The sequence below is a fragment of the Paenibacillus harenae genome (genome assembly GCF_030812415.1).
Lineage (GTDB): Bacteria > Bacillota > Bacilli > Paenibacillales > Paenibacillaceae > Pristimantibacillus > Pristimantibacillus harenae_A.
Window position 1 is genome coordinate 931,906 of the sequence record NZ_JAUSST010000002.1, and the last position, 24,021, is coordinate 955,926.

Annotated in this window: 22 protein-coding genes; all 22 read left to right on the plus strand. The window is 51.1% G+C overall.

Features of this window, described 5'->3' with window-relative positions; all coding sequences use genetic code 11:
* Positions 1 to 26: 26 nt before the first annotated feature.
* The 22 genes from J2T14_RS09175 (at position 27) to J2T14_RS09280 (ending at position 23,534) form a co-directional block, all read left to right on the plus strand.
* A complete protein-coding gene (locus tag J2T14_RS09175; protein ID WP_307470023.1) occupies positions 27 to 1,295 on the plus strand; it encodes a M16 family metallopeptidase in 1,269 nt (422 codons plus the stop codon).
* Entirely contained in the window at positions 1,240 to 1,719 is a 480-nt protein-coding gene (gene dut / locus J2T14_RS09180) for a dUTP diphosphatase (protein ID WP_307470025.1), read from the plus strand. Before J2T14_RS09175 ends, dut begins: the two co-directional genes overlap by 56 nt.
* A 124-nt stretch (positions 1,720 to 1,843) precedes the next feature.
* The gene (gene dpsA, locus J2T14_RS09185; protein WP_307470028.1) at positions 1,844 to 2,743 is read left to right on the plus strand and encodes a dipicolinate synthase subunit DpsA; all 900 of its coding nucleotides are present in this window, start codon (positions 1,844 to 1,846) and stop codon (positions 2,741 to 2,743) included.
* Complete coding sequence (locus J2T14_RS09190; protein ID WP_307204099.1) at positions 2,740 to 3,330, plus strand: dipicolinate synthase subunit B; 591 nt, start codon at positions 2,740 to 2,742, stop codon at positions 3,328 to 3,330. Before dpsA ends, J2T14_RS09190 begins: the two co-directional genes overlap by 4 nt.
* A 28-nt stretch (positions 3,331 to 3,358) precedes the next feature.
* A complete protein-coding gene (locus J2T14_RS09195) occupies positions 3,359 to 4,393 on the plus strand; it encodes an aspartate-semialdehyde dehydrogenase (protein ID WP_307470031.1) in 1,035 nt (344 codons plus the stop codon).
* Between the two features lie 65 nt (positions 4,394 to 4,458).
* Entirely contained in the window at positions 4,459 to 5,679 is a 1,221-nt protein-coding gene (gene dapG, locus J2T14_RS09200) for an aspartate kinase (RefSeq protein WP_307470036.1), read from the plus strand.
* A 179-nt stretch (positions 5,680 to 5,858) separates the two neighbouring features.
* The gene (gene dapA / locus J2T14_RS09205; protein ID WP_307470039.1) at positions 5,859 to 6,734 is read left to right on the plus strand and encodes a 4-hydroxy-tetrahydrodipicolinate synthase; all 876 of its coding nucleotides are present in this window, start codon (positions 5,859 to 5,861) and stop codon (positions 6,732 to 6,734) included.
* A 509-nt stretch (positions 6,735 to 7,243) separates the two neighbouring features.
* Entirely contained in the window at positions 7,244 to 8,923 is a 1,680-nt protein-coding gene (locus J2T14_RS09210) for a ribonuclease J (protein WP_307204104.1), read from the plus strand.
* A 197-nt stretch (positions 8,924 to 9,120) separates the two neighbouring features.
* Positions 9,121 to 9,894: a ClpP family protease gene (locus J2T14_RS09215; protein WP_307470041.1), complete on the plus strand. Its 774-nt coding sequence runs from the start codon at positions 9,121 to 9,123 to the stop codon at positions 9,892 to 9,894.
* Positions 9,891 to 10,109, plus strand: a complete 219-nt coding sequence (locus J2T14_RS09220) for a YlzJ-like family protein (protein WP_307204106.1) — start codon at positions 9,891 to 9,893, stop codon at positions 10,107 to 10,109. Before J2T14_RS09215 ends, J2T14_RS09220 begins: the two co-directional genes overlap by 4 nt.
* Positions 10,110 to 10,185: 76 nt before the next feature.
* Positions 10,186 to 12,894 carry an FtsK/SpoIIIE family DNA translocase gene (locus J2T14_RS09225; RefSeq protein ID WP_307470045.1) on the plus strand — a complete coding sequence of 903 codons (2,709 nt, stop codon included), beginning with the start codon at positions 10,186 to 10,188 and terminating at the stop codon, positions 12,892 to 12,894.
* 117 nt (positions 12,895 to 13,011) lie between these two features.
* Complete coding sequence (gene sleB / locus J2T14_RS09230) at positions 13,012 to 13,776, plus strand: spore cortex-lytic enzyme (protein WP_307470048.1); 765 nt, start codon at positions 13,012 to 13,014, stop codon at positions 13,774 to 13,776.
* A 154-nt stretch (positions 13,777 to 13,930) separates the two neighbouring features.
* Entirely contained in the window at positions 13,931 to 15,211 is a 1,281-nt protein-coding gene (gene yfmF, locus J2T14_RS09235; RefSeq protein WP_307470415.1) for an EF-P 5-aminopentanol modification-associated protein YfmF, read from the plus strand.
* 3 nt (positions 15,212 to 15,214) lie between these two features.
* Entirely contained in the window at positions 15,215 to 16,501 is a 1,287-nt protein-coding gene (yfmH, locus tag J2T14_RS09240; RefSeq protein WP_307470051.1) for an EF-P 5-aminopentanol modification-associated protein YfmH, read from the plus strand.
* Complete coding sequence (gene ymfI / locus J2T14_RS09245; protein ID WP_307204111.1) at positions 16,498 to 17,244, plus strand: elongation factor P 5-aminopentanone reductase; 747 nt, start codon at positions 16,498 to 16,500, stop codon at positions 17,242 to 17,244. The genes yfmH and ymfI overlap by 4 nt, the downstream gene beginning before the upstream one ends.
* A 111-nt stretch (positions 17,245 to 17,355) precedes the next feature.
* Entirely contained in the window at positions 17,356 to 17,607 is a 252-nt protein-coding gene (locus J2T14_RS09250; RefSeq protein WP_307204112.1) for a DUF3243 domain-containing protein, read from the plus strand.
* Positions 17,608 to 17,808: 201 nt separating this feature from the next.
* On the plus strand, positions 17,809 to 18,576 hold the full coding sequence (locus J2T14_RS09255) for a DUF3388 domain-containing protein (protein WP_307204113.1): 768 nt from the start codon (positions 17,809 to 17,811) through the stop codon (positions 18,574 to 18,576).
* Positions 18,577 to 18,601: 25 nt separating this feature from the next.
* Positions 18,602 to 19,549, plus strand: coding sequence for a helix-turn-helix domain-containing protein (locus J2T14_RS09260; protein ID WP_307470054.1), 948 nt, complete (start codon positions 18,602 to 18,604; stop codon positions 19,547 to 19,549).
* A gap of 24 nt (positions 19,550 to 19,573) precedes the next feature.
* Positions 19,574 to 20,065 carry a YajQ family cyclic di-GMP-binding protein gene (locus J2T14_RS09265; protein WP_307204116.1) on the plus strand — a complete coding sequence of 164 codons (492 nt, stop codon included), beginning with the start codon at positions 19,574 to 19,576 and terminating at the stop codon, positions 20,063 to 20,065.
* 226 nt (positions 20,066 to 20,291) lie between these two features.
* Positions 20,292 to 21,620, plus strand: a complete 1,329-nt coding sequence (gene rimO, locus J2T14_RS09270; RefSeq protein ID WP_307470056.1) for a 30S ribosomal protein S12 methylthiotransferase RimO — start codon at positions 20,292 to 20,294, stop codon at positions 21,618 to 21,620.
* Positions 21,617 to 22,192 carry a CDP-diacylglycerol--glycerol-3-phosphate 3-phosphatidyltransferase gene (gene pgsA / locus J2T14_RS09275; RefSeq protein ID WP_307204118.1) on the plus strand — a complete coding sequence of 192 codons (576 nt, stop codon included), beginning with the start codon at positions 21,617 to 21,619 and terminating at the stop codon, positions 22,190 to 22,192. The genes rimO and pgsA overlap by 4 nt, the downstream gene beginning before the upstream one ends.
* Before the next feature lie 91 nt (positions 22,193 to 22,283).
* Entirely contained in the window at positions 22,284 to 23,534 is a 1,251-nt protein-coding gene (locus tag J2T14_RS09280; RefSeq protein WP_307470059.1) for a competence/damage-inducible protein A, read from the plus strand.
* The last annotated feature ends 487 nt before the right edge of the window (positions 23,535 to 24,021 follow it).

Below are 24,021 nucleotides of genomic sequence, written 5' to 3' on the forward strand. Positions count from 1 at the left end.
TCATTCGTGTTGTAGGAGGATACTTGGTGAACAAATATACGCTTAGTAACGGATTACGCGTTGTCGTTGAATATATTCCGCATGTGAGATCGGTATCGTTCGGGATATGGGTGAAGACAGGCTCGCGCAACGAGACGCCGGAGAACAACGGTATTTCCCATTTTATCGAGCATATGCTCTTCAAAGGAACGGACAAACGTACGGCGAAGGATATTGCGGACCTGTTCGACGGTATTGGCGGCAATGTCAACGCCTTTACGGCAAAGGAGTATACGTGTTACTTCGCAAAGGTGCTTGACGAGCATCTGCCGATCGCGGTAGACGCGCTTTCCGATATGTTCTTCAACTCGCAAATGGACGCGGAAGAGCTGGCCAAGGAAAAAAACGTTATTTTGGAAGAAATCGCGATGTACGAGGATACGCCGGATGACAAGGTTCATGACGAGGCATCTCGCGCTTCGTTCGGCGATCATCCGCTCGCATACTCCATTCTTGGTCTAGAGGAACGCTTGACGGCGATGGGTCCGGATACGCTCCGCGGTTATATGAATGAACGTTATACGATCGACAATACCGTAATAAGCGTTGCGGGCAACGTAGAGGAATCAGCCTTGCTTGAGCTGCTCGAGAAACATTTCGGCGGGTTCGCGAACAAGGCGGGTATTATTGTCGGCAACGAGCCGCCCTTGTTCCACGGGGAGTACAACTTCTATAAGAAGAAGACGGAGCAAAACCATATTTGCGTCACATTCCCGGGCTGCTCGATTACGGATTCCCATTTGTATGCGATGATTCTGCTGAACAATGCGCTCGGCGGCGGCATGAGCTCGAGATTGTTCCAGGAAATCAGGGAAAAGCGCGGACTCGCTTATTCCGTGTATTCGTACCATACGTCCTATGCAGACTCCGGGTTGTTCACGATCTATGCGGGCACGGCGCCTAAGCAGACGAAGGAAGTGCTTGATCTGACGATGGAACAGATCGGAGAGCTGTCGGTGAAAGGTCTTTCCGAAGAGGAGCTGCATCGCGGCAAGGAGCAACTGAAGGGCAGCTTGATTCTGAGCCTGGAGAGCACGAGCAGCCGCATGAACCGTCTTGGTAAAAATGAGTTGATGCTCGGACGCCACTATACGCTTGACGATCTGCTGCGGCGGATCGATGCGGTGACGATGGAAGATGTACAATTTATAACGAAGCAAATGCTGTCCGTTCCTTTTGCCGTTGCGATGGTAGGATCAAATGACAAAGCAGCTGCGCAATTGGGGAGGAATCGGTTTGTTTCAGGTACTGTTTAAGAGACTAGAAGGCAATGAGGATATTGCCGTGCCGCGCAAAATGTCCGAGTGGGCAGCGGGCTTTGACCTGCAGGCCGCGGTCGGGGAGTCGGTCGTGCTGGCACCGGGTGAGCGCAAGCTTATCCCTACTGGTTTCGCGATGGCGATGCCCGGCGAGCTGGAAGCGCAGATTCGGCCGCGAAGCGGCCTTGCGTACAAGCATGGCATTACTTGCTTGAACTCCCCGGGAACGATCGACGCCGACTATCGCGGAGAAGTAAAGGTGCTGCTCGTTAACCTGGGCCAAGAGCCGTTCACCATCATGCGAGGCGAGCGCATTGCGCAGATGGTATTCCAGCAAGTGCCGGTCGTGACGATCGAAGAAGCAGACGAATTGCCGGAAACCGTGCGCGGCGCGGGCGGATTCGGACATACAGGCGTTTAAGCCTATCATAGGAATGGATAAGAAAGATCGGGGCATTAACCCGATCTTTTTTTTATTTTTCACCCCGATTTGGGCGGTAGCATAAGATGATACATATCCAATTGCCAGAAAGGAGTGAGGCCTAATGCTAACAGGCGTTCAAGTGCTGTTGCTTGGGGGTGACGCAAGACAGCTTGAAATCATCCGCAAGCTGACTGAGCTTGATGCAAGCGTTACGGTATGCGGCTTCGACGGACTGCATTCTTCGCTGGACGGCGCGGTGCAAGCGGAGTTCGATGAACAGTTGTTCGAAGGAGTCGACGCGCTGCTGCTGCCTGCGGTGGGGACGGACGACGAAGGCATCATTCATGCCGTATTCAGCGACCGCCGAATGAAGCTGACCGAAGCTCATATTGCAAAGCTGCCGAAGCATTGCAAAGTTTATGCGGGCATGGCGAAGCCCTATTTGCGGCAGTTATGCGAGCAAAACGATATTGCGTTGGTCGAACTGTTCGATCGTGACGATGTTGCGATCTACAACTCGATTCCAACTGCCGAAGGCGCTATTATGATGGCTATTCAAAATACCGATTTTACGATTCACGGGTCAACGTCCATGGTTCTCGGTCTTGGGCGAACCGGGTTCACGCTCGCTCGCACGCTCCAGGGGTTAGGGTCGAAAGTGAAGGTTGGCGTACGCCGTTCCGAGCAGTTTGCACGTGCTTCGGAGATGGGCTTAGAGCCCTTTTATATGGGGGTTTTGCAGCAGCAAGTGGGGAATATTGACTTGCTTTTTAATACAATTCCGACTATGATAGTCACAGCGCAAATTATCGCAAATTTGCCATCGCGAGCGGTCGTAATCGACCTTGCATCGAAGCCTGGCGGGACTGATTTCCGCTTTGCCGAGAAGCGTGGCATCAAGGCGATGCTTGCACCCGGACTACCCGGTATCGTCGCACCGAAGACAGCTGGACGTATCATAGCGGATTGCTTGACACAGTTGATTTTGGACGATTCGATTAAGCGGGGGAATGGGTCATGAACTGGAATGGAATTACGGTGGGCTACGCGTTGTCGGGCTCACATTGCACGTTTGCCGAAGTCATGCCGGAAATTAAACGGTTCGTCGATGCGGGTGCCAACGTCGTGCCGATCGTATCGAATACGTTAATGACGACAGACACCAGGTTCGGCAAGTCCGAAGACTGGCAAGCGCAACTGAAGTCGATTACCGGCAATGAGTTGATATCCACGATTGTGCAGGCAGAGCCGCTTGGCCCTTCGAAGCTGCTCGACGTGCTAGTTATCGCTCCATGTACGGGCAATACGACAAGCCGCTTGGCTAACGCTCTGACTGACAGTGCAGTTCTCATGGCTGCCAAAGCACAGATGCGCAATAGCCGTCCAGTCGTGCTCGCCATTTCGACAAATGACGGACTAGGGTTGAATGCCGCTAACATTGCGAAGTTGCTAGTGGCTAAACATATTTATTTCGTACCGTTCGGCCAAGATAATCCTGTGCAGAAGCCGAATTCGCTTGTTGCCAAGATGGATCTTGTCATGGAAGCTTGCGAGGCTGCATTGCAAGGCAAGCAGCTCCAACCGCTACTCATCGAACGTTTTAATTGACGGATGCGCAAAGGGGAGACGACAACAGGTGTCGAATCAGAAATTGTTCAACGTTGCGGTAGTTGGAGCAACAGGCGCAGTTGGGGAACAAATACTTAAACTACTCGAATCGAGAAATTTCCCTATTCAAGAGCTTAAGCTATTATCGTCTGCCCGTTCAGCAGGAATCAAGCTTTCGTTCCAAGGCAAGGAAGTTACCGTTCAAGAAGCGACGCCGGACAGCTTCAAGGGCGTTGATATTGCACTGTTCAGCGCAGGCGGCGACGTAACGAAGGCACTTGCTCCTCTTGCGGTACAGCATGGCGCCGTCTGTATCGACAACACGAATGCTTATCGTATGGATGAGCATACGCCGCTAGTCGTGCCGGAGGTTAATATCGAGAAGGTTAACGAGCATAAGGGTATCATTGCGAACCCGAACTGCTCGACGATCCAGATGGTTGCAGCGCTTAAACCGCTTCACGATCGTTATGGCATCGCTCGCATTATCGTATCGACGTATCAAGCCGTCTCGGGTGCCGGAAGCCGTGCAATCGACGAGATGCTGCGCCAGACCCGAGCATCCTTGCAAGGCGATCCGGTTAATCCGGATATTTTGCCTGTAGGCACACTTCCTGTAAAGCATCAGATTGCATTCAATGCCATTCCGCAGATCGATAAGTTCCAAGACAACGGCTATACGCTCGAAGAAATGAAAATGGTTCGGGAGACGAAGAAGATTTTGGGCGATGAGTCGATCGAAGTAACGGCGACTTGCGTTCGTATTCCCGTCGTTTACGGCCATTCGGAATCGGTATATGTTGAATTCAAAAACAACTACGATTTGGAAGATGTCAAGCAGTTGCTGGAGGATGCGCCGGGCGTAACGCTCGTCGATGATCCGGCTAACCAGCAGTACCCGCTTGCTACCGATGCTGCCGGCAAGCCGGATGTATTCGTCGGTCGCTTGAGACGCGATCTTGGACATGAGCGCGGACTTAATATGTGGATTGTTTCCGATAACCTGCTCAAAGGTGCAGCATGGAACGCCGTACAAATCGCCGAACATATCGCAAAAGGTTAAAAAATGTATTAAGAAAAGGGTAGTGCGCTGCTTCATCTTGCGATCGGCAACGGAGGCTATCTTACATGCGCATCCTGATCCAAAAATTCGGGGGCACCTCATTATCAACCGATCATGCCAGAGAACACGTCATTAACCATATTAGAAGAGAACGAAGCAACGGATATGCAGTCGTCATCGTCGTATCCGCAATGGGGAGGAAGGGCGATCCGTACGCAACGGATACGCTTCTTCAGCTTATTAGGGACAACGGCGATCAATTGCCGGATCGAGAAAGAGATATGCTGCTGGGTTGCGGGGAGATTATATCTGCAGCTGCTTTATGCAGTTTACTTGTTTCGAGCGGTATTCCTGCCGTCGCGCTAACCGGCGGACAGGCGGGCATCATAACCGATGAACAGTATGGACATGCACGTATTAAGGAAATTAGGCCTGACCGGATCGTTAGCCTTCTGCAAACAGGCGTTGTCGTCATAGTCACCGGGTTTCAGGGCGTTACTGCGCGTGGCGATATAACGACGCTCGGCCGGGGCGGTAGCGATACGTCGGCGACGGCGTTAGGCGCAGCGATGCGAGCCGAAATGGTCGATATTTATACCGATGTCAGCGGCATTCTGACAGCCGATCCGCGTATTGTCGAGGAAGCGAAGCCGCTTCCGCGCGTCAGCTATGCAGAAATATGCAATATGGCGCGTCAAGGGGCGAAAGTCATCCATCCGCGCGCGGTTGAGATCGCTCAACAGGCGAAGATTCCGTTCCGGGTGCGTTCAACGTTCAATAACGACCCTGGGACGCTCGTTACCGATATATCTATGGACCGATCGGAGCTGACGGTAAGAGATCGACATGTGACCGGCATTGCTCATGTCTCGGGCATAACGCAAATATCGGTGAAAGCAATTGAAGGGCGCAACGATGTGCAGCTTCAAGTATTTCAGTCGATGGCTAAGCATCGCATTAGCGTCGATTTCATTAATGTAACACCAAGCGGCGCTATCTATACCGTATTCGATCAGGACGCCGAGAGGGCCGTTAACGTGCTCAAGGAAGGCGGATTCACGCCAGCAGCGGTAAACGGCTGCGCGAAGGTTTCTGTGATCGGGGGCGGCATGAACGGCGAGCCGGGCGTTATGGCCCGCATCGTCGAAGCGTTGACGGAGCAAGGCATCTCCATTATGCAATCGGCCGATTCGAATACGACCATATGGGTGCTTGTTCGCGAAGCCGATATGCCATCCGCGCTGCGGGCTCTGCACTCGAAGTTCGAGCTGCACTTGCCGTTATAAACGCAAGAGGGCGGCGCGGCGCTTACGATGACGCGGCATCATCTCGGGCATTATCTTTAGCGGATTCGATGAAGGTTTAATCATAGCTGTTAACGATGTTGGTTTTGCCGATTCGTTCATCGCTTGCACGTTGCATTGTGCAGCGCCGAGACGGCAAAGCTCTTATAGGAGGAGATCAAATGGACTTCGGAAGATTAATTACCGCCATGGTAACGCCGTTTGACGCAAACGGACAGATTGATTGGCAGACAACGGCACGTTTAATCGATTATTTAATTGACGAGCAACAAAGCGCAAGCATAGTTGTATGCGGCACAACGGGCGAGTCGCCGACGCTGTCGGATAACGAGAAGCTTGAGCTTTTCCGCTTCGCTGTTAAGCACACGGCAGGCCGCGCCAAAATCATCGCAGGAACGGGCAGCAACAATACTGCTCATTCCGTCCATCTTACGAAGGAAGCGGAAGCTTGCGGCGTGGACGGCGCGCTTATTGTAGCCCCTTACTACAACCGGCCTAGCCAGGAAGGTTTGTATCAGCATTTCAAGGCTGTTGCTGAAGCGACTGCTTTGCCAATCGTTCTTTACAACGTAGAAGGACGTACAGGTGTTAATATTTCAGCCGCTACAACGCTCCGGCTTGCTCAGATCGACAACATCGTTGCGACGAAAGATTGCGCTTCGACCGACCAATTGACGCAAATCATTGCCGGCGCGCCTGAAGGGTTCGTCGTGTACAGCGGCGACGACAGCATGACGTTGCCTTCCCTTGCGGTTGGTGCATACGGTATTGTGAGTGTAGCGAGCCATATTGTTGGAGCGGAGATGAAGCAGCTTATCGATGCTTATTTGAGCGGCGATGTTCAAGAGGCTGTACGCATCAACGGTAAACTGTTCCCGGTGTTCAAAGGATTGTTTTATTGCCCGCATCCTGTTCCTAATCCGGTTGCAGTGAAGTACGCGCTCGGATTGAAAGGGATTCCGGTAGGCGGAGTAAGGCTTCCGCTCGATACGGTAACGGAGCCGGAAGCAGCATTCATCCGAGATTTAATTCAATAATTTAATCCATTATTCAACGACAGCCGGTGCGTCCAGCATCGGTTTTGTTTTTTGGGGAAATCTAAATAATAATCGCTAAATCGGGTTTCACTTGTATTCCAGCTTTTTCTTCATGTATAATGAGTTCAAGTGACTGGGTGCGGCAAATATTTGAGAACGAAGTAATAACGTCGGAACGGCGTCTGACGATAGAAGCGCATACGTATGCTCATATTTGCATTTTCGGTTTGCAACGACCAGAGAATACGCTTTCGAAGCCGCTTACGCTTCGATCGTTTTCGTATGATCTTTCGTAGCGACTTATAGTTCACAGGGCTGAAGCGCTCGCTTTGCTTCGGCTTACCGTTATACGTTTCCAAAGAATAGGCTTTCGTGGCAGTTTATGTCTCGTTAGTCACACCATATGCCTACTGAAGCCGTAATAGGCTTCGGTCATACTTACCAGCAAAATTATAATGCTAACGAAGCAGCTTGCTGCTTCGCATAACCTTAAGGAGGTCTAGATCCACTTGTCGAAAAAGAACAACCAGGATAAGCTGCTCATATTTGCACTAGGCGGCGCAGGCGAAATCGGAAAAAATATGTATGTGATTCAATATAACAACGACATCATCGTTGTTGACTCGGGATTGAAGTTCCCGGAAGAGGACATGCTCGGAATCGACATTGTCATTCCGGATATTTCCTACCTAACGGAAAATCGCGATAAAGTTCGCGCCATTCTCATTACGCACGGTCATGAGGATCACATTGGCGGCTTGCCGTATGTGTTGAAAAACTTGAATGTACCTGTATACGCAACGAAGCTTACGCTTGGACTGATCGAGGGCAAGCTGAAGGAAGCGGGTTTACTTGGCGAGACGAAGCGAATTCTTATTACAGCTGAATCGGAGATTCAGTTCGGATCGATTCGCGCGTCGTTCTTCAAAACGAACCATAGTATTCCGGATTCTGTCGGCGTTAGCTTGGACACGCCCGAAGGTACCGTCGTTCATACGGGCGACTTCAAGTTCGACCATACGCCGGTTAACGATCAATTCGCCGACTTGCAGCGAATTGCCGAGATTGGAAGCAAAGGCGTGCTTGCCTTGCTGTCCGACAGCACGAACGCCGAGCGTCCAGGTTTTACGCCATCCGAGAGCAACGTCGGAGAAGAGCTCGAAGATATTTTCCGTAAATCGACGCAACGCGTTGTCGTTGCTACGTTCGCATCCAACGTACACCGTATTCAACAAATTATTAACGCTTCGATAGCAACTCGCCGCAAAATTGCTGTCGTAGGCCGCAGTATGGTCAACGTAGTAGGGATTGCTTCAGAGCTTGGTTATCTCAATATTCCGGAAGGCATGTTGATCGAGCCGGAGGAAGTGAATAAGCTAGCTGCTGACCGCGTCGTTATTTTGTGCACAGGCAGTCAAGGAGAGCCTATGTCGGCTCTTACGCGGATGGCACGCTCGACGCACCGTAAAGTGGACATTCTGCCTGGCGATACCGTCATCATCGCAGCGACGCCGATCCCCGGCAACGAGCGTTATGTCGGACGAACGGTTGATGAACTTTTCCGCCTTGGCGCTAACGTCATCTATGGTCCAGGCTCCGTATCCGGGGTTCACGTATCCGGTCACGGCAGCCAAGAAGAATTGAAGCTTATGCTTAACTTGATCAAGCCGAAATATTTCATTCCTATCCACGGTGAATATCGTATGCAGCGTCAACACGCGAAGCTGGGCGAATCAATCGGCATTGACCGCGAAAATATTTTCATCATCGATAACGGCGACACGGTCGAGTTCCAAGGCGGCGTAGGCCGCAAAGGCTCGAAAGTACAAGCAGGCAACGTATTGATCGATGGTCTCGGCGTAGGCGATGTTGGCAATATCGTTTTGCGCGACCGCAAGCTGTTGTCGCAAGATGGTATCCTTGTTGTAGTCGTTACGCTAAGCAAGCAAGATGGCGCCATATTGTCCGGTCCGGACATTATCTCGCGCGGTTTCGTCTATGTTCGCGAATCGGAAGGTCTTCTTGATGAAGCGAACCGAATCGTTACTTCGACGCTTACGAAGCTGATGAACGACAAGGTAAACGAATGGGCATCGCTTAAGACGAATGTGAAGGACGCGCTTGGCCGTTTCCTATACGAGCAAACTCGTCGCCGGCCTATGATTTTGCCGATCATCATGGAAGTATAATTTCCATTGAAATAAAGAAGAGGATCATATGTATTTCGCAGTAGTTGCTGCTTATACATAACGATCCTCTTTTTTTATTTTGTTTAACCTTGAATGAACATTCGGTCCTCCCATATCCCCTGAACCGTATAAATTCAGCCGCCAGCCCCATACTATGACGAGTTGCAGGTTATGAGCATAGAGGGGGATACTTATCAATGACAACGACAAAAATGGATTTTACGGCCGAGCAGCCTGAACCGGCAGTAGCCGATGATAAGAAGAAGGCGGCTGCATCCGTTGTTGAAACCATTCAGCAGCTTGGACAAACGTCAACGCCGATTCATGCGGAGTCCAACATCTTCTGTATGACGATTATCGGCCAAGTGGAGGGGCATATCGTACTTCCGCCTCAGAATAAGACGACTAAGTACGAACATTTAATTCCCCAACTCGTCGCGACGGAACAAAATCAGAAAATAGAAGGCATTCTTATTGTCCTTAATACGGTCGGCGGCGATGTAGAGGCGGGGCTTGCCATAGCCGAGATGATCTCGTCATTGTCGAAGCCAACGGTTACGCTCGTCCTTGGCGGTGGACATTCCATCGGCGTACCTATCGCGGTAGCCGGCAATTTGTCCATTATTGCGGAGACGGCTACGATGACGATACATCCGATCAGACTCAACGGCTTAGTAATCGGAGTGCCGCAGACGTTCGAGTATTTGGACAAAATGCAGGAGCGAGTCGTACGTTTCGTTACCTCTCATTCCAATGTAACCGAGCATACATTCAAGGAGCTTATGTTCAAGACCGGCGAGCTGACGCGCGATATTGGAACGACCGTTATAGGCGCGGATGCAGTCAAGCATGGCTTGATCGATCGTGTTGGCGGCTTAGGCGACGCCTTGAGGGAGTTGAACCGATTGATCGACGAACGCAGGAATGGGTCTATGCCAATGACGAAGGTTGAGGAGGAAGCAACCGTATGACATTATATACAAGTATGCCGCTTGAGGTAGTGTTTGAAGGGTTCAGCGAAGAAATGGAGCCCTTTCAGGAAGTATGGGCAATGGGGGTTAAGATGCTGGTTACGCCAGTTGCCCCGGGCATGGGCAAGATCGTTCGCTTGTTGGAATGCTCGCTTGACGACTACTTGAACCCCAGACTAAACCCGGGGACTATCATCAGCTACGACAACGTATAACCACTCTCGCAAGTACCATCGTCTCATAGGAACATTTCCCCACCTATGGTATAATGTTTTACTAGAGGTGACGGAATTGGCGAAAAGAAGGAAACGCAAAAAATCGATAGCCGCACAATTAAAATATGAAGTTTATGGCATATTGCTCATAACGATTTCAATTATCGCTTTGTCTGGAGAAGCAACCGTCGGGCGATCCTTATCCAAATTGTTCGGACTTGTACTTGGCAAGTTCTATTTCGTGCTTGCTCTAATCGGCGTATATGTCGGTCTTTATGTCATGGTAAAGCGGATTTGGCCGAAAGGGTGGTCGAACCGGAAAACGGGCTTGTTCATTCTGGTGTTAGCTTTAACATTATGGAGCTCGATAACGGAGATCGATAAGAAGCTTCGACCGACCACCGAGTTATCGGGAAGCATTATATTGACCCAATTAAGCACCGATATTCGAATGGGCTTGCTGTCAACGCCAACATCCGATCCGGAACTAACGGAACCTGACCCTTCGATTAGGGATAAGGCCATCAGCGGCGGGTATGTCGGAGCGCTGCAATATTCCATGCTATTCTCATTATTCGGCTACTATGGAACGGTGCTCATTCTACTTGTAATGTTTGCTATATCGCTTATGTTGATGACAGGCAAGTCCTACGTGGAGCTTGGCCGTATTATTAAGAAACGGACAGGCAATATGATTAAGCTGCTTATGGCAAAATGGGCAAAGAGATCTTCACTCCGGGCCGCCGCCGCCGCCAATGGTCCCGTTGCAGCAGACGGAGATGACGTTCAGATTATTGACGACGATGATGAATACGCCGATTATGAAATCATTAAACCTAAGAAAAAAAAATCGTTGTTCTTCTCTTGGAGGCAAGACCATGCGCAGGATACGCCTGCCGATAAGGACGAGCCTTCAGACGAATGGATTTTCGAACCGTCTAACGACGCGGGGCAGACCGGCGGCAGGCCGTCTTGGCAGACTGACCTCGATCAGCCGTGGGAGAAATCCGGCGAGGTTGGAGATAAAGCTGAACCTGGAGAAGAGAGCCCTCCATGGGAACGTGGCGAGACGATTATTCATGAAGCGCCTGCTCAAACTGAACCTGTACAGAATGATGCTTGGCGGACGCAAACAGCCGAGGAGCCGATGCCTTGGCAGCAGCAAACGGTTAGCGATGATTATCCATCTGATGGTAACGACACCGACGGTATTCCTCTTATTGATGTAGATGGAGTGAATGATTCTTCAGATTTAGACGCAGACATTGGTCCCGGCGAAACATCCGAAGCACTTGTCATTTCTGCTGGTGGCGACGAACATGCGCCGCGAAGACCGATCGCGGAGGAAAGACCGGTAGAGAAGCCGTACTTGCTGCCGCCATTCTCGCTGCTCACGAAACCAAGTCTTATGGGCAAGGGCACGGATGCTACCGATAAATACGACTCGAAGCGGAAGCTTGAAGCAACGCTGGAGAGCTTCGGCGTTAAGGCAACCGTGCTTGATGTCGTACGCGGGCCAGCCGTTACGCGTTACGAGGTTCAGCCCGCTACGGGCGTAAAGGTCAGCCGTATCGTCAGCTTAACGGATGATATCGCGCTTGCTCTTGCGGCGAAGGACATTCGGATGGAAGCCCCGATTCCGGGAAAGTCGGCAATCGGCATCGAAGTGCCTAATATGGAAGTGTCGGTTGTTACGATGCGGGAAGTCATGGAGACAGTCCCGTTCCAGAATGCGACATCGAGACTATCGATTGCATTCGGCCGCGATATCTCCGGGCAACCGATCATCGGCAACTTGGCTAAGATGCCCCATCTTCTTGTCGCAGGGGCTACGGGGTCAGGCAAGTCCGTCTGTATCAACGGCATCATTACAAGCATCTTGTACAAGGCGACGCCGGACGAAGTGAAGTTTCTTATGATCGATCCTAAGATGGTAGAGCTTAACGTATATAATGGCATACCGCATTTGCTCGCACCCGTCGTTACCGATCCGCGCAGAGCTTCTCTTGCTCTCAAGAAAATCGTTGTCGAGATGGAGAAGCGTTATGAACTATTTTCCAAGTCAGCGACGCGAAATATCGAAGGTTACAATACATTGATGGTCGACAATCCGGCCGCGGTACTTCCCTACATAGTCGTTATTGTAGACGAGCTTGCAGACTTGATGATGGTTGCGGCAAATGACGTAGAGGATTCGATCGCCCGCCTTGCCCAGATGGCGCGCGCCGCCGGCATTCACTTAATTATCGCTACGCAGAGGCCGTCCGTCGACGTTATAACCGGTGTCATTAAAGCGAATATACCGTCTCGTATCGCGTTCGGCGTATCGTCCCAAGTCGATTCCCGTACCATTCTCGATATGGTCGGGGCAGAGAAGCTGCTAGGACGCGGCGATATGCTGTTCCTTCCGGTCGGCATGTCGAAACCGATAAGGGTGCAGGGCGCTTTTCTCTCCGACCAAGAGGTCGAGGTACTCGTTAATTACGCCCGAGGACAAGCTGAAGCGGAATACAAGGAAGACCTTGTTCCCGAGATCGAGGACGACTCGTCAAGCAACGAGATGCAGCTCGACGAGCTATACGATCAAGCGGTGCAAATCGTTCTTGAAGCGAAGCAGGCTTCCGTTTCGTTGCTGCAGCGGCGGATGCGTATCGGCTATACGAGAGCGGCAAGGCTCATTGACCAGATGGAAGCGAAGTCGATCGTCGGTCCTTACGAAGGCAGCAAGCCGCGTGAAGTATTGATGACGATGGAGCAATTCCAAGCGGGAAAGACCGGCTCATAAGCTGTATTCAATTGGAGAAGCTGGCAGAAGTGCATAGAAGCGGGATTACTTTCTCATAATAAGGTTAGGTAACGCTCACTTTAGCGAACTAACTTGCAAGAGAAAGGCAGATCCCTCATGAAAAATCGTTTGATTGTGGTGACATCGTTGATCGTGCTCGTTTTGTTCGGCACCTTCTCCTTGCTGCGAAGCCATACGAATGAAGCAGCCGAAACGTTCAGCAGCGCAACGCTCAAGGTAGGCTCCTCGGGCAAGGATGTTTACGAATTGCAAGGTCGTTTGAAATATTTGGGCTATTACAACGGCAAGATCGACGGGCAATTCGGATCAACCACCAAAAATGCAGTAACCTGGTTCCAATGGAAATTCGGTCTTAAGTCGGACGGTGTCGTCGGCGCTAAGACGAAGCTGAAGCTGTGGGAAGCTACGAAGGCTTGGAAGCCGACTGCTGATTCACCATCTACAGGCGGCAGCGGAGGCGGCGCGACCGGCGATGCAACGATTGGTAAGTCTAATCGGCTTGGTCTGACCGACAACGATCTGAAGATTATGGCGAACGCCGTATATGGCGAAGCGCGCGGAGAGCCGTACGAAGGACAAGTTGCGGTTGCGGCCGTTATATTGAATCGTTTGCAGTCGCAGAGCTTCCCGAATTCGATCTATGGCGTTATATTCCAGCCTGGAGCCTTTACGGCCGTTGCGGATGGACAGATTTACTTAACGCCCAATGAGAAAGCGAAGGAAGCGGTAGAGGATGCGATCAACGGCTGGGATCCGTCCGGCGGCTGTCTCTACTACTTTAATCCGGTCACGGCGACGTCGAAGTGGATCTGGACGCGTACGCAGATCAAGACGATCGGCAAACACATATTTTGCATGTAAATCACATGCCGCCAGAGAGAGGAAGCAGCCGCTACTGCCTTGCGCAGCGACGGTTGCTTCTTCCATTTCCTATAGGGTAGAATGGTATAGCAGAAGGTCTTATGGAATAGATTTACTTTACGTATTTACATAGCTGCAGGAGCGAAAGGAGACAATCGGAGTGACCCAATTCGAAAGAGGGCAGTTGGAGCGCATTCGGCTTCATGTCATGCCAACGAAACGATTCAAGACGTTTGCTATATCGTTATTTGCAGGGCTTCCTCTCGAGGAAGACAACGTGACGCCTGTTGCGCTCATCCCGTTCGTACTTCGCAGAGGCACGGCAAGCACGCCGGAGACGATTGCGTTCCGCGAACGGTTGGACGACTTGTATGGCGCAGGCTTTGGTTTCGATGTTTATAAGAGGGGCGATGCGCAGATCGTGCAGTTCCGCCTCGATGTCATTAACGATCGGTTCGTCTCCAGCAACGTTCCGCTGCTTGACGAATCAATCACTTTCCTAGGTGAAGTATTCACCGATCCTGCCAAAGAGCGGGATGCATTCAGAATCAAATACGTCGATGCCGAGAAAGAAACGCTGCGCAAGCGTCTCGAGTCGATCGTTAACGATAAGATCCGCTATGCGGCCGAACGTTGTCTCGAAGAGATGTGCAAGGATGAGCCCTATCGGCTTCATCCGCTTGGCAAGCTGGAAGAAATCGGAGAGATTACGCCGACTTCATTGTATGAACATTATGAACGCTGGCAGGAGCAAGCCGCTCTTGATTTGTATGTCGTAGGCGATACGACGCTCGAGGAAGTAACCCAGCTTGTAGCCAAAGCGTTCCAGCTGAAGCCGGGTAAGCCGGCAGGCTACAGCTTGCCGGACGTCAGCCATCAAGTGGGCGAGGTCAAAACCGTTGTCGACAAGATGGAAGTGAATCAAGGCAAGCTCAATATGGGCCTTCGCACCGGCGTTGGTTACGCCGACGATGACTATCCGGCAACGCTTATGTATAACGGCATTCTTGGCGGGTACCCGCATTCGAAGCTATTCCTTAACGTGCGCGAGAAAGAGAGCCTCGCTTATTACGCGGCTTCCCGTCTCGACGGTCACAAAGGGATCTGCACGATTCAGTCCGGCATCGAAATCAAAAACTACGATAAAGCGGTTACGATTATTAAAGAGCAGCTTGAATCGTTGCGACAAGGCGAGATTACGGAGCTGGAGCTTGATCAGACCAAGGCGATGATCGCTAACCATTTGCGCGAATTGCAGGATTCGGCTTACGAAATGATCGCCTACGATTTCAACAGCGTGCTTTCCGGCAATGACCGCAGTGCGAAGCAGCTGCTTGAACAGGTTCAAGCGGTAACGACCGAGGATATCGTCCGCGTCGCGAACAGGGTGCAGCTGGATACCGTCTACTTCTTGCGTGATCGAAAGGAGGCATAATAGGTGGAAACGTTGAACTATCCGAATGTACAGGAGACGCTGTATCGCGAAATACTGGATAACGGGCTTGAAGTAATCGTACTTCCTAAGGAAGGCTTCCATAAGACGTATGCAACATTCTCTACAAAATACGGCTCGATCGATAACAAGTTTGCGGTCGGCGGCGAATCTCCAGTGAAGGTGCCCGACGGCATCGCCCATTTTCTGGAGCATAAAATGTTCGAAGAGCCTACAGGCGACATCTTCGCCGTATTCGCATCGCAGGGCGCATCGGCTAACGCCTATACGAGCTTCGATCGAACCGTCTATTTGTTCTCCGCAACGGAGCAGATTAACGCAAATTTGGAGACGCTCATTAATTTTGTCCAAAATCCTTATTTCACCGATACGAATGTCGATAAGGAGAAAGGCATCATCGAGCAGGAAATCAACATGTATCGCGACAACGCCGACTGGCGCGTATATTTCGGCTTAATCGATGCCTTGTACCACAATCATCCGGTGCATATCGATATTGCCGGTACGGTAGAGTCCATCTACCAGATCGACAAGGAAACGCTATATCGTTGTTACGAGACGTTTTATCACCCGTCCAACATGCTGCTGTTCGTCGTAGGCGGCGTGAAGGCCGATGAAGTGTTCGAGCTAGTCCGCGCTAACCAGACCAGCAAGACATTCAAGCCGCAAGGCGACATACAGCGCTTCTTCGACGAAGAGCCTTCTTCGGTCAAAATACCGCGCAAAGTATCCGAGCTTCCTGTCTCGCTTCCGAAAGTGATGATCGGCTTTAAGGAGAAGGAGGTCGGCCTTGAAGGCGAAGCGCTGCTTCGTCAAGAGGTAGAGACGAAGCTTATGCTCGAGGCGCTAATCGGCCCAAGCTCGAAGCTTTATCAGAGCCTCTATGAGCAGGATTTGATTTCCGACTCATTCGGCCATGAATTCAATTCGAGCAGCGGGTACTCCTTCTCGGTCATTGGCGGCGATACGCCGAAGCCGGACGAATTAATCGCTCAAATCAAGGCAGTCGTGGAAGCCATGCTGAAGACCGGCATTGAACCTGCGGCGTTCGAGCGTTCCAAACGAAAAAAAATCGGCGGTTATCTTCGCATGCTTAACTCCCCAGAAGCGATTGCCGGCGAATTCACGAGATACCGCTTCCGCGACAGCGATATGTTCGACGTGCTGGCGTTCTACGAAAGCTGCACGCTCGAGCAGATCAATGCCCGGCTGATCGAGCACTTCGACTTTAATCAAATGTCCGTGTCGATCGTGCAATCGCCTGCGGAATGAAGACATTGCAACAAATGACGGTTTTGATTACCGGGGGAAGCCGGGGAATCGGCGCGGCAATAGCCATACGATTCGCAGCGGAGGGCGTCAATATCGTTATTCATTATTTGCATTCGCATGAGGCGGCCAACGAAACGGCTCGCACATGCATGGCGCTAGGCGCGAATGTAATGACCATTTCAGCGGATTTAAGATCCAAAGAGCAGCTTGAGCGCATGTACGATAAGTTGAAAAGCCATCGGATGCTGCCTGATATTTTGGTAAATAACGGAGGCATATCGCATTACGGCATGTTAATGGATGTCACCGAGCAGGAGTGGGACGATGTAATGGCGGTAAACCTGAAGGGCATGTTTCTCTGCTCCCAGCTATTCATGCCGCATATGATCGCCGGGCGATTCGGCCGCATTATTAACGTATCTTCCGTCTGGGGCATCTCAGGCGCCTCCTGCGAGGTTCTGTACTCGACGACCAAGGGCGGCATGAACGCTTTCACGAAAGCGCTGGCTAAGGAGCTGGCGCCCTCTGGCGTCACAGTCAACGCAGTTGCGCCTGGAGCGGTTGACACCGTTATGATGAACAGCTTCAATGAAGAGGAGAAGGCGGCTCTGCAGCAAGAAATTCCGGCAGGACGATTCGGCTCGCCGGAAGAAATCGCATCGCTCGTCTATTTCTTGTCATTGCCGGAATCATCGTACATTACGGGGCAAATTATTAGCCCGAACGGCGGATGGCATACATAGGACAAGCAGCCAATGTTGCGCATTCGTCGTTTCTTGAATAATCATTGCCGCATTATCGCATCATAAGGACTGTTGCTTATTCTTTTCCACACCAATAGGAGGCGAAGAGTCATGACAACCGTCCTTACTAACTTTGCTACATGGAAACATTTCTTGGCCGATCGTGTTTCGCATGCCAAGAATATGGGGATGACCGAGGAGACGATTGCGAGCTTGGCTTTCGAGATCGGTTCATTTCTGGATGAGAAGGTCGATCCCAAGAACGAGGAAGAACGTCTTCTGAAGCAGCTATGGGATGCTGGCGACGAGGGTGAGCGCAAGGCGCTTGCCAGCTTGATGGTGAAGCTCGTCCAGAAATCTTAACTGCAAGGCTGTGCCATTGCAGGCGTAATCGTCGCAATCAATTTGAAGCAGCAGAGAAGCCTCCGATATGGAGGCTTTTCTGCAATGTTTCATGTGAGGTTGCAGGATTGTGATGAAAATTGTAGAATAATGCTTTATGGCGTATAATTTTCCGCATGACCATTACGATTATGTTCAGATTTAGGACGGTGACAGCAAGCAATGGAAAAAAAACAGTGGTATATGGAGTACAAAATACATAAAAACCGTCCGGGCTTGCTCGGAGACATCGCTTCCTTGCTCGGGATGCTCGAAGTTAACATTATGACGATAAACGGCGTCGAGGATCGTACGCGCGGGATGCTGCTGCAAACGGATGACGACGAGAAGATCGAGCTGCTTGGCAAGATGCTTCAAAAGGTTGACAATATTACGGTTAACAAGCTTCGGACACCGACGATCGTCGATATATTGGCCGTTCGCCACGGACGCTATATCGAGCGCGATTCCGATGATCGCAAGACGTTCCGCTTCACGAGAGACGAGCTTGGCATATTGGTCGACTTCCTTGGCGAAGTATTCAAGCGCGACGGCAATCAAGTGATCGGGCTTCGCGGCATGCCTCGCGTAGGCAAGACTGAATCGATCATTGCAGGCAGCGTTTGCTCGAATAAGCGCTGGACATTCGTGTCGTCTACACTGCTTAGGCAGACCGTTCGGAGCCAGCTGTCCGAGGACGAAATGGAACCGAACAATATTTATATCATTGACGGCATCGTCAGCACGATTCGTTCCAATGAGAAGCATCACGCGCTGCTTCAAGAAATAATGGCAATGCCTTCGACGAAGGTCATTGAACATCCGGATATTTTCGTGAAGGAGTCCCATTATGATTACAGTCATTTCGACATCATTGTCGAGTTGCGCAATTCCCCCGATGAAGAGATTTCTTACGAAAAATTTACCGCAAATTATACTGACGACTTCTAAAGCAGGGTAGGAAGGAGGTATTTCAATGTCTGATTTGGGCGCGTTGCTTCGCAAAGCGAGGGAGCAGCGAGGATTGTCGTTGGATGATATTCAAGAGACTACGAAAATTCGCAAACGTTACCTGGAAGCAATTGAAAGCGGAGACCATAGCATTCTGCCGGGCAGCTTCTACGTACGGGCATTCGTGAAAAACTATTCCGAAGCGGTCGGACTTGATCCCGACGAAGTGCTGCGCCTCTATCAGCATGAGGTGCCTGCAGCGCAGAATGAACACGCGGCAGAGCCGATTCCTGTACGGGCTCCTCGAAGATTAAAGTCGGAATCTTCGGAGCGGATGGGGAAAATCGGTTTTAACTTAATGATGTGGTGTTTTCTCATTCTTATTTTTGTCGTCGTGTGGATGTTCGTTATTAATCGCGATCCTGATCCGGCAGATCAGCTTGACCAGAAGACGCCGATTACCGATGCTTCGCAGCCTCCAACCGACAATATTAACGCAGGTAACGGCACGGTTACGGATAATCCGGTGCCTACGGCTACGCCGGTGCCAACCCAAGTGCCTACAACGGTTACTTTCGCAAGCAAAGTCGGCAAGGCGGATAAGTACGATATCGGTCCTGAAGGCACGCATAAACTGGAAATTAAGGTTAGCGGCGGCAGGAGCTGGCTCGAAATTCGAGCAGGCGGCTCAACGGGCGAGAAGCTGTATTCGGCTAACGCAGACGACGGAACGATTGAGACTCATGATCTCACTCAGCAGTTGTATGTAAATGTCGGGCGCGCCGATCTGACTGAAATTACGGTTGATGGCGTTCCTGTGCCGGATGGCGACCGCGCAGGTTCCAAGAAGCTGCTCATTAATCCGATCGTATCAACAAGCACTCCGCCTAACGGCGAACCTACGGATACGGCGGCAGATACGGACGAGACTGGCGGAACGGGAAATGAGCCTGATTCGGCAACGTCTGAATAAAGGGAACGAGAGGAGAGATTCGGGTTGAGTTCAGAAAGTTCATTTGACATTGTATCGAAGGTCGATATGGCCGAACTCGTAAACGCAATATCGCAAGCGGAGAAAGAGATCGAGACGAGGTTCGATTTCAAAGGCAGCAAAAGCAGCATCGCTCTCGAGAAGGAAGAATTGGTTGTCGGTTCCGATGACGAGTATAAGCTTAAGGCGGTTATCGACATCTTGCTTTCAAAGATGATCAAGCGCGGCGTTCCGATCAAAAATATGGATTACGGCAAAATCGAAGGCGCGTCGGCCGGTACGGTTCGCCAGAAAATTAAGCTAAGACAGGGCATCGAGCAGGACGTATCCAAAAAAATTAATATTTTAATCCGCGATTCGAAGCTTAAAGTAAAGAGTCAAATCCAAGGCGATCAAATTCGGGTGACGGGCAAGAGCCGCGACGATCTGCAAGCGGTCATGGCACTGCTTCGCGGTGCGGATTTGCCGATTGAGCTGCAATTTATGAATTACAGGTAAGCTTGCAATCAGAGCTGCGTTACATAGCAACCTGAGCCTCGCTTTGTCGCTCGTTCGCAAAGCGGGGCTTTGCATTTTTTTACATGCAATCGATGAATTTGTTCGGCATTGGCTGATTTTGACACTTAGAATACCATGTATTATACTTGAACTCGAAGCATTTGCAGGTTTTACACTAATAAGTGCTTGCCAAAGTTCTACGGATGAGATTCTGGAGGATGTGCAGATGACGGAACGAGTGAAAGTAGTAACGCTTGGTTGCGAGAAAAACTTGGTCGATTCGGAAATTATGTCGGGTTTGATCCATGAACGCGGTTATCGCTTAGTTGAGGAAGCCGATGATGCGACGGTTATTATCGTTAATACATGCGGTTTCATTGACGCGGCTAAGGAAGAATCCGTCAATACGATTTTAGATATGGCTGATCTGAAGGAAACGGGCCGGCTTAAGGCATTGATCGTTTCCGGCTGCTTGACGCAGCGCTACAAGCAGCAGCTTATGGAGGAAATGCCGGAAATCGACGGCATTGTCGGAACGGGCGACTTCCACCATATTAACGATATTGTGGACGAGGCTCTGCGAGGCAAGAAACCGATCAAGGTGGGCAATCCGGTATTCGATTACAGCCAGGAATTGCCGAGAATGGTGACGACACCTCGCTATGCGGCGTATGTGAAGATTGCCGAAGGTTGCGATAACGCTTGTACATTCTGCAGCATTCCGATTATGCGCGGCAACTTTAGAAGCCGCACGATCGAATCGATACTGGCCGAGGTTGAGCTGCTGGCTTCGCAAGGGGTGAAGGAGGTCAGCTTGATCGCGCAAGATTCCACGAATTACGGAACGGATCTATACGATCGTTTCATGCTTCCGGAGCTGCTTAACCGTGTAAGTGAGGTTAACGGAATCGTTTGGGTTCGCTTGCATTACGCTTACCCGGGCTTTTTCTCCGATGAGTTGATCGAGACCATCGCGAACAATCCGAAAATATGCAAATACATCGATATGCCTCTGCAACATAGCGAGGATACGATATTGAAACGAATGCGCAGGCCTGGCAGACAGCGTGATACGCGTGAGCTTATTGCGAAGATCCGGGCAGCGATTCCTGATGTTGCGCTTCGGACAAGCTTGATCGTTGGCTTCCCCGGCGAGACGGAGGAAGATTTCGGGAAGCTATGCGAGTTCGTTAAAGAAATGAAGTTCGACCGTTTGGGTGTATTTGCCTACTCCAGCGAAGAGGACACGCCGGCCGTTAGGTTGCCGCATCATGTTCCTGACGAAGTAAGAGAATGGCGAGTCAACACGCTCATGGAAGTGCAGCGGCTCGTTTCGCGCGACAATAGCAGCAAGTATATCGGCAAGGAGATTGATGTTCTCGTCGAACGGTACGACGGCAGAAGCGACGTCTATATCGGACGTTCCATGTACGACGCGCCGGAGATCGACGGAGAAGTATTCATATCGAATTGCCATGCAGAAATAGGTTCGATTCAGAAGGTTCGCGTTAAGCATGCCTATGAGTTTGACCTGTCCGGGGAGGGAATTGCATGAATCTGGCGAACCGCATAACGCTTGCCAGAATTTTTTTGGTACCGGTTATTATGTTGTTTTTGCTTATGAGGGTTGATCTGGGGTCGCTAACGTTCGCCGACTTCACTATTACATACAATCAAATCGTTGCAGCGCTCATCTTCATCGTAGCGGCAAGCACGGATGGGCTCGACGGCTACATCGCCCGCAAGAACAAGATCGTCACCAATCTGGGCAAGCTGCTCGATCCGCTAGCGGACAAGCTGCTTGTTGCAGCCGTCCTTATCTCGCTCGTTGAAATGGACAAGTTGAGCGCATTGATTGCGATCATTATCATTAGCCGCGAGTTTGCCGTTACGGGCCTGCGTCAGGTAGCGCTGCTCGAAGGCTCGGTTATGGCAGCAAGCAAGTGGGGCAAATGGAAGACGGCAATCCAGATTACGATGATTATTGCGCTGCTCATTAACAATTTCCCGTTCGCTTTCATCGACTTTCCGTTCGATGTGATTGCAAGCTGGGTAGCGGCAGCGATTACGGTCTACTCCGGTGTCGATTATTTCGTGAAGAACAAGAGTCTCATTCCCGTAGAGTAGCCGAAAAGCATCTTTCCGATTTACGGAGGGATGCTTTTGCATATAGTAGGATATTATAAAGCTCGCGCATGTAGCAAAGGAGAGGCTGCGGATGAAGGCAGAAATTATTGCGGTCGGCACGGAACTGCTGCTCGGCCAAATCGTGAATACGAACGCACGGTACTTATCGCAGAAGCTTGCTTCGCTTGGCATCGACGTCTATTATCAAACGGTTGTCGGCGACAACGCTGCAAGGTTAAGGAAAGCAATTGAGATTGGACGCTCGCGCGCCGATCTGCTCGTCTTTACGGGCGGGCTTGGTCCGACACAGGATGATTTGACGAAGGATGTGCTGGCCGACTATTTGGGTAGAGGGCTCTATATCCATGCGCCAACCATGGAACGCATTGAGCAGTTGTTTGGTTCAAGAGGGCTGCATATGGTCGAAAGCAATCGCCGTCAAGCGAATATGATCGAAGGCGGCGACGCGATCGATAATGCGGCAGGCCTTGCAGTCGGCAATGGCTTGGAAGCGGACGGCATGCTCTATTTGCTGCTGCCCGGCCCGCCTAAGGAAATGATGCCGATGATCGACGGACCCGGCGAGGCGTGGTTGCGATCGAAGCTGAACGAAGAGCTGCCCCTCTATTCGCGCCTGCTGAAATTCGCCGGCATCGGGGAGTCCAACCTCGAGGCTCGGCTTATCGATCTCATCGAAGCGCAGACCGATCCGACGATCGCGCCCTATGCGAAGGAAGGCGAGGTCGCGGTACGCGTCTCGACGAAAGCGGGATCCCTTGCGGAAGCGCAGCGGAAGATTGACGATGTGGTAGATCAGATCAAAACGAGAATCGGGGAGCATTTGTATGCGAAGGAGGATATCCCGCTTGAAGAGGCTGTCGTTAAGCTCCTGAGAGCTTCGAGGCGCAAGCTGGCTTGCGCGGAGAGCTGTAGCGGAGGATTGCTCGCCGAGCTCGTCACGAACGTTCCTGGTAGCAGCGGTGAGTTCGTGGGAGGCGTCGTAACCTATACGAACGAGATGAAGCATCTGTTGCTCGGCATTCCGATGACGCAGCTCGAAGGGGAAGGCGCTCCGGGCGCGATCAGCGAGTCGACGGCTGCTCTAATGGCGGAACGCGTAAGGCAATTGGCCGACACGGACTTCGGCGTTTCGCTCACAGGCGTTGCCGGCCCTTCCGAGTCGGAAGGCAAGCCTGTCGGCCTCGTCTACTTCGCGATCGCGGAGCGGGGCAAGAAAACGCTCGTCCATACGACGCATCTAAGCGGCGATCGCGGGATGATACGTTTAAGAGCGGTGAAGGCGACGTTGTACCGGCTATGGCAGGCGCTTCGGGAGCAGTGATCGACGCGGTACGACTGTTTGTGTTGGATCGTATCCTAGCTAATCGGGACGGCTATGTTGGATTCTGCAGGATAGCCCCCTTTAGAAACCCGACTTGCGGCTATAGTGGTTATTTGCATTAACTTCGGTCTTGATCAACTGGAATGAAGCTTTCACGAAGAAAGTTACTGCAGAAATCCAATATAGGCTCTGAAAACGACCTAAACGGGCAAAAGTTAGTGCCATTATACAACATAGACGTCGATGCAACGATGAGGCAATCATATGTTGAAGATAGTCCGACTTCTGGCTGTTCTCTAGCTGGTTGTGCGAGTCGCTTACGATGATAGAGGCAGCACTCGCAATTGGATGATTGTGGCTGAAAAAAAGCTTGTCTTTTGTCGAAGGCGGGACTATAATCGAAAGTAGTTATCGGAAGAACCGTGGCGAAGAATACTTTGCTGCGGTTTTTTTATTGTCTGTTGACATGCGGCCAAACGAAAAAAGC

What these genes read in the sequence shown, in the direction of transcription:
- dut (WP_307470025.1), top strand. Translation starts at nt 1,240, where the DNA reads ATGACAAAGCAGCTGCGCAATTGGGGAGGAATCGGTTTGTTTCAGGTA.
- dpsA (WP_307470028.1), top strand. Translation starts at nt 1,844, where the DNA reads ATGCTAACAGGCGTTCAAGTGCTGTTGCTTGGGGGTGACGCAAGACAG.
- J2T14_RS09190 (WP_307204099.1), top strand. Translation starts at nt 2,740, where the DNA reads ATGAACTGGAATGGAATTACGGTGGGCTACGCGTTGTCGGGCTCACAT.
- dapG (WP_307470036.1), top strand. Translation starts at nt 4,459, where the DNA reads ATGCGCATCCTGATCCAAAAATTCGGGGGCACCTCATTATCAACCGAT.
- dapA (WP_307470039.1), top strand. Translation starts at nt 5,859, where the DNA reads ATGGACTTCGGAAGATTAATTACCGCCATGGTAACGCCGTTTGACGCA.
- J2T14_RS09215 (WP_307470041.1), top strand. Translation starts at nt 9,121, where the DNA reads ATGACAACGACAAAAATGGATTTTACGGCCGAGCAGCCTGAACCGGCA.
- J2T14_RS09220 (WP_307204106.1), top strand. Translation starts at nt 9,891, where the DNA reads ATGACATTATATACAAGTATGCCGCTTGAGGTAGTGTTTGAAGGGTTC.
- sleB (WP_307470048.1), top strand. Translation starts at nt 13,012, where the DNA reads ATGAAAAATCGTTTGATTGTGGTGACATCGTTGATCGTGCTCGTTTTG.
- ymfI (WP_307204111.1), top strand. Translation starts at nt 16,498, where the DNA reads ATGAAGACATTGCAACAAATGACGGTTTTGATTACCGGGGGAAGCCGG.
- J2T14_RS09250 (WP_307204112.1), top strand. Translation starts at nt 17,356, where the DNA reads ATGACAACCGTCCTTACTAACTTTGCTACATGGAAACATTTCTTGGCC.
- J2T14_RS09255 (WP_307204113.1), top strand. Translation starts at nt 17,809, where the DNA reads ATGGAAAAAAAACAGTGGTATATGGAGTACAAAATACATAAAAACCGT.
- J2T14_RS09260 (WP_307470054.1), top strand. Translation starts at nt 18,602, where the DNA reads ATGTCTGATTTGGGCGCGTTGCTTCGCAAAGCGAGGGAGCAGCGAGGA.
- rimO (WP_307470056.1), top strand. Translation starts at nt 20,292, where the DNA reads ATGACGGAACGAGTGAAAGTAGTAACGCTTGGTTGCGAGAAAAACTTG.
- pgsA (WP_307204118.1), top strand. Translation starts at nt 21,617, where the DNA reads ATGAATCTGGCGAACCGCATAACGCTTGCCAGAATTTTTTTGGTACCG.
- J2T14_RS09280 (WP_307470059.1), top strand. Translation starts at nt 22,284, where the DNA reads ATGAAGGCAGAAATTATTGCGGTCGGCACGGAACTGCTGCTCGGCCAA.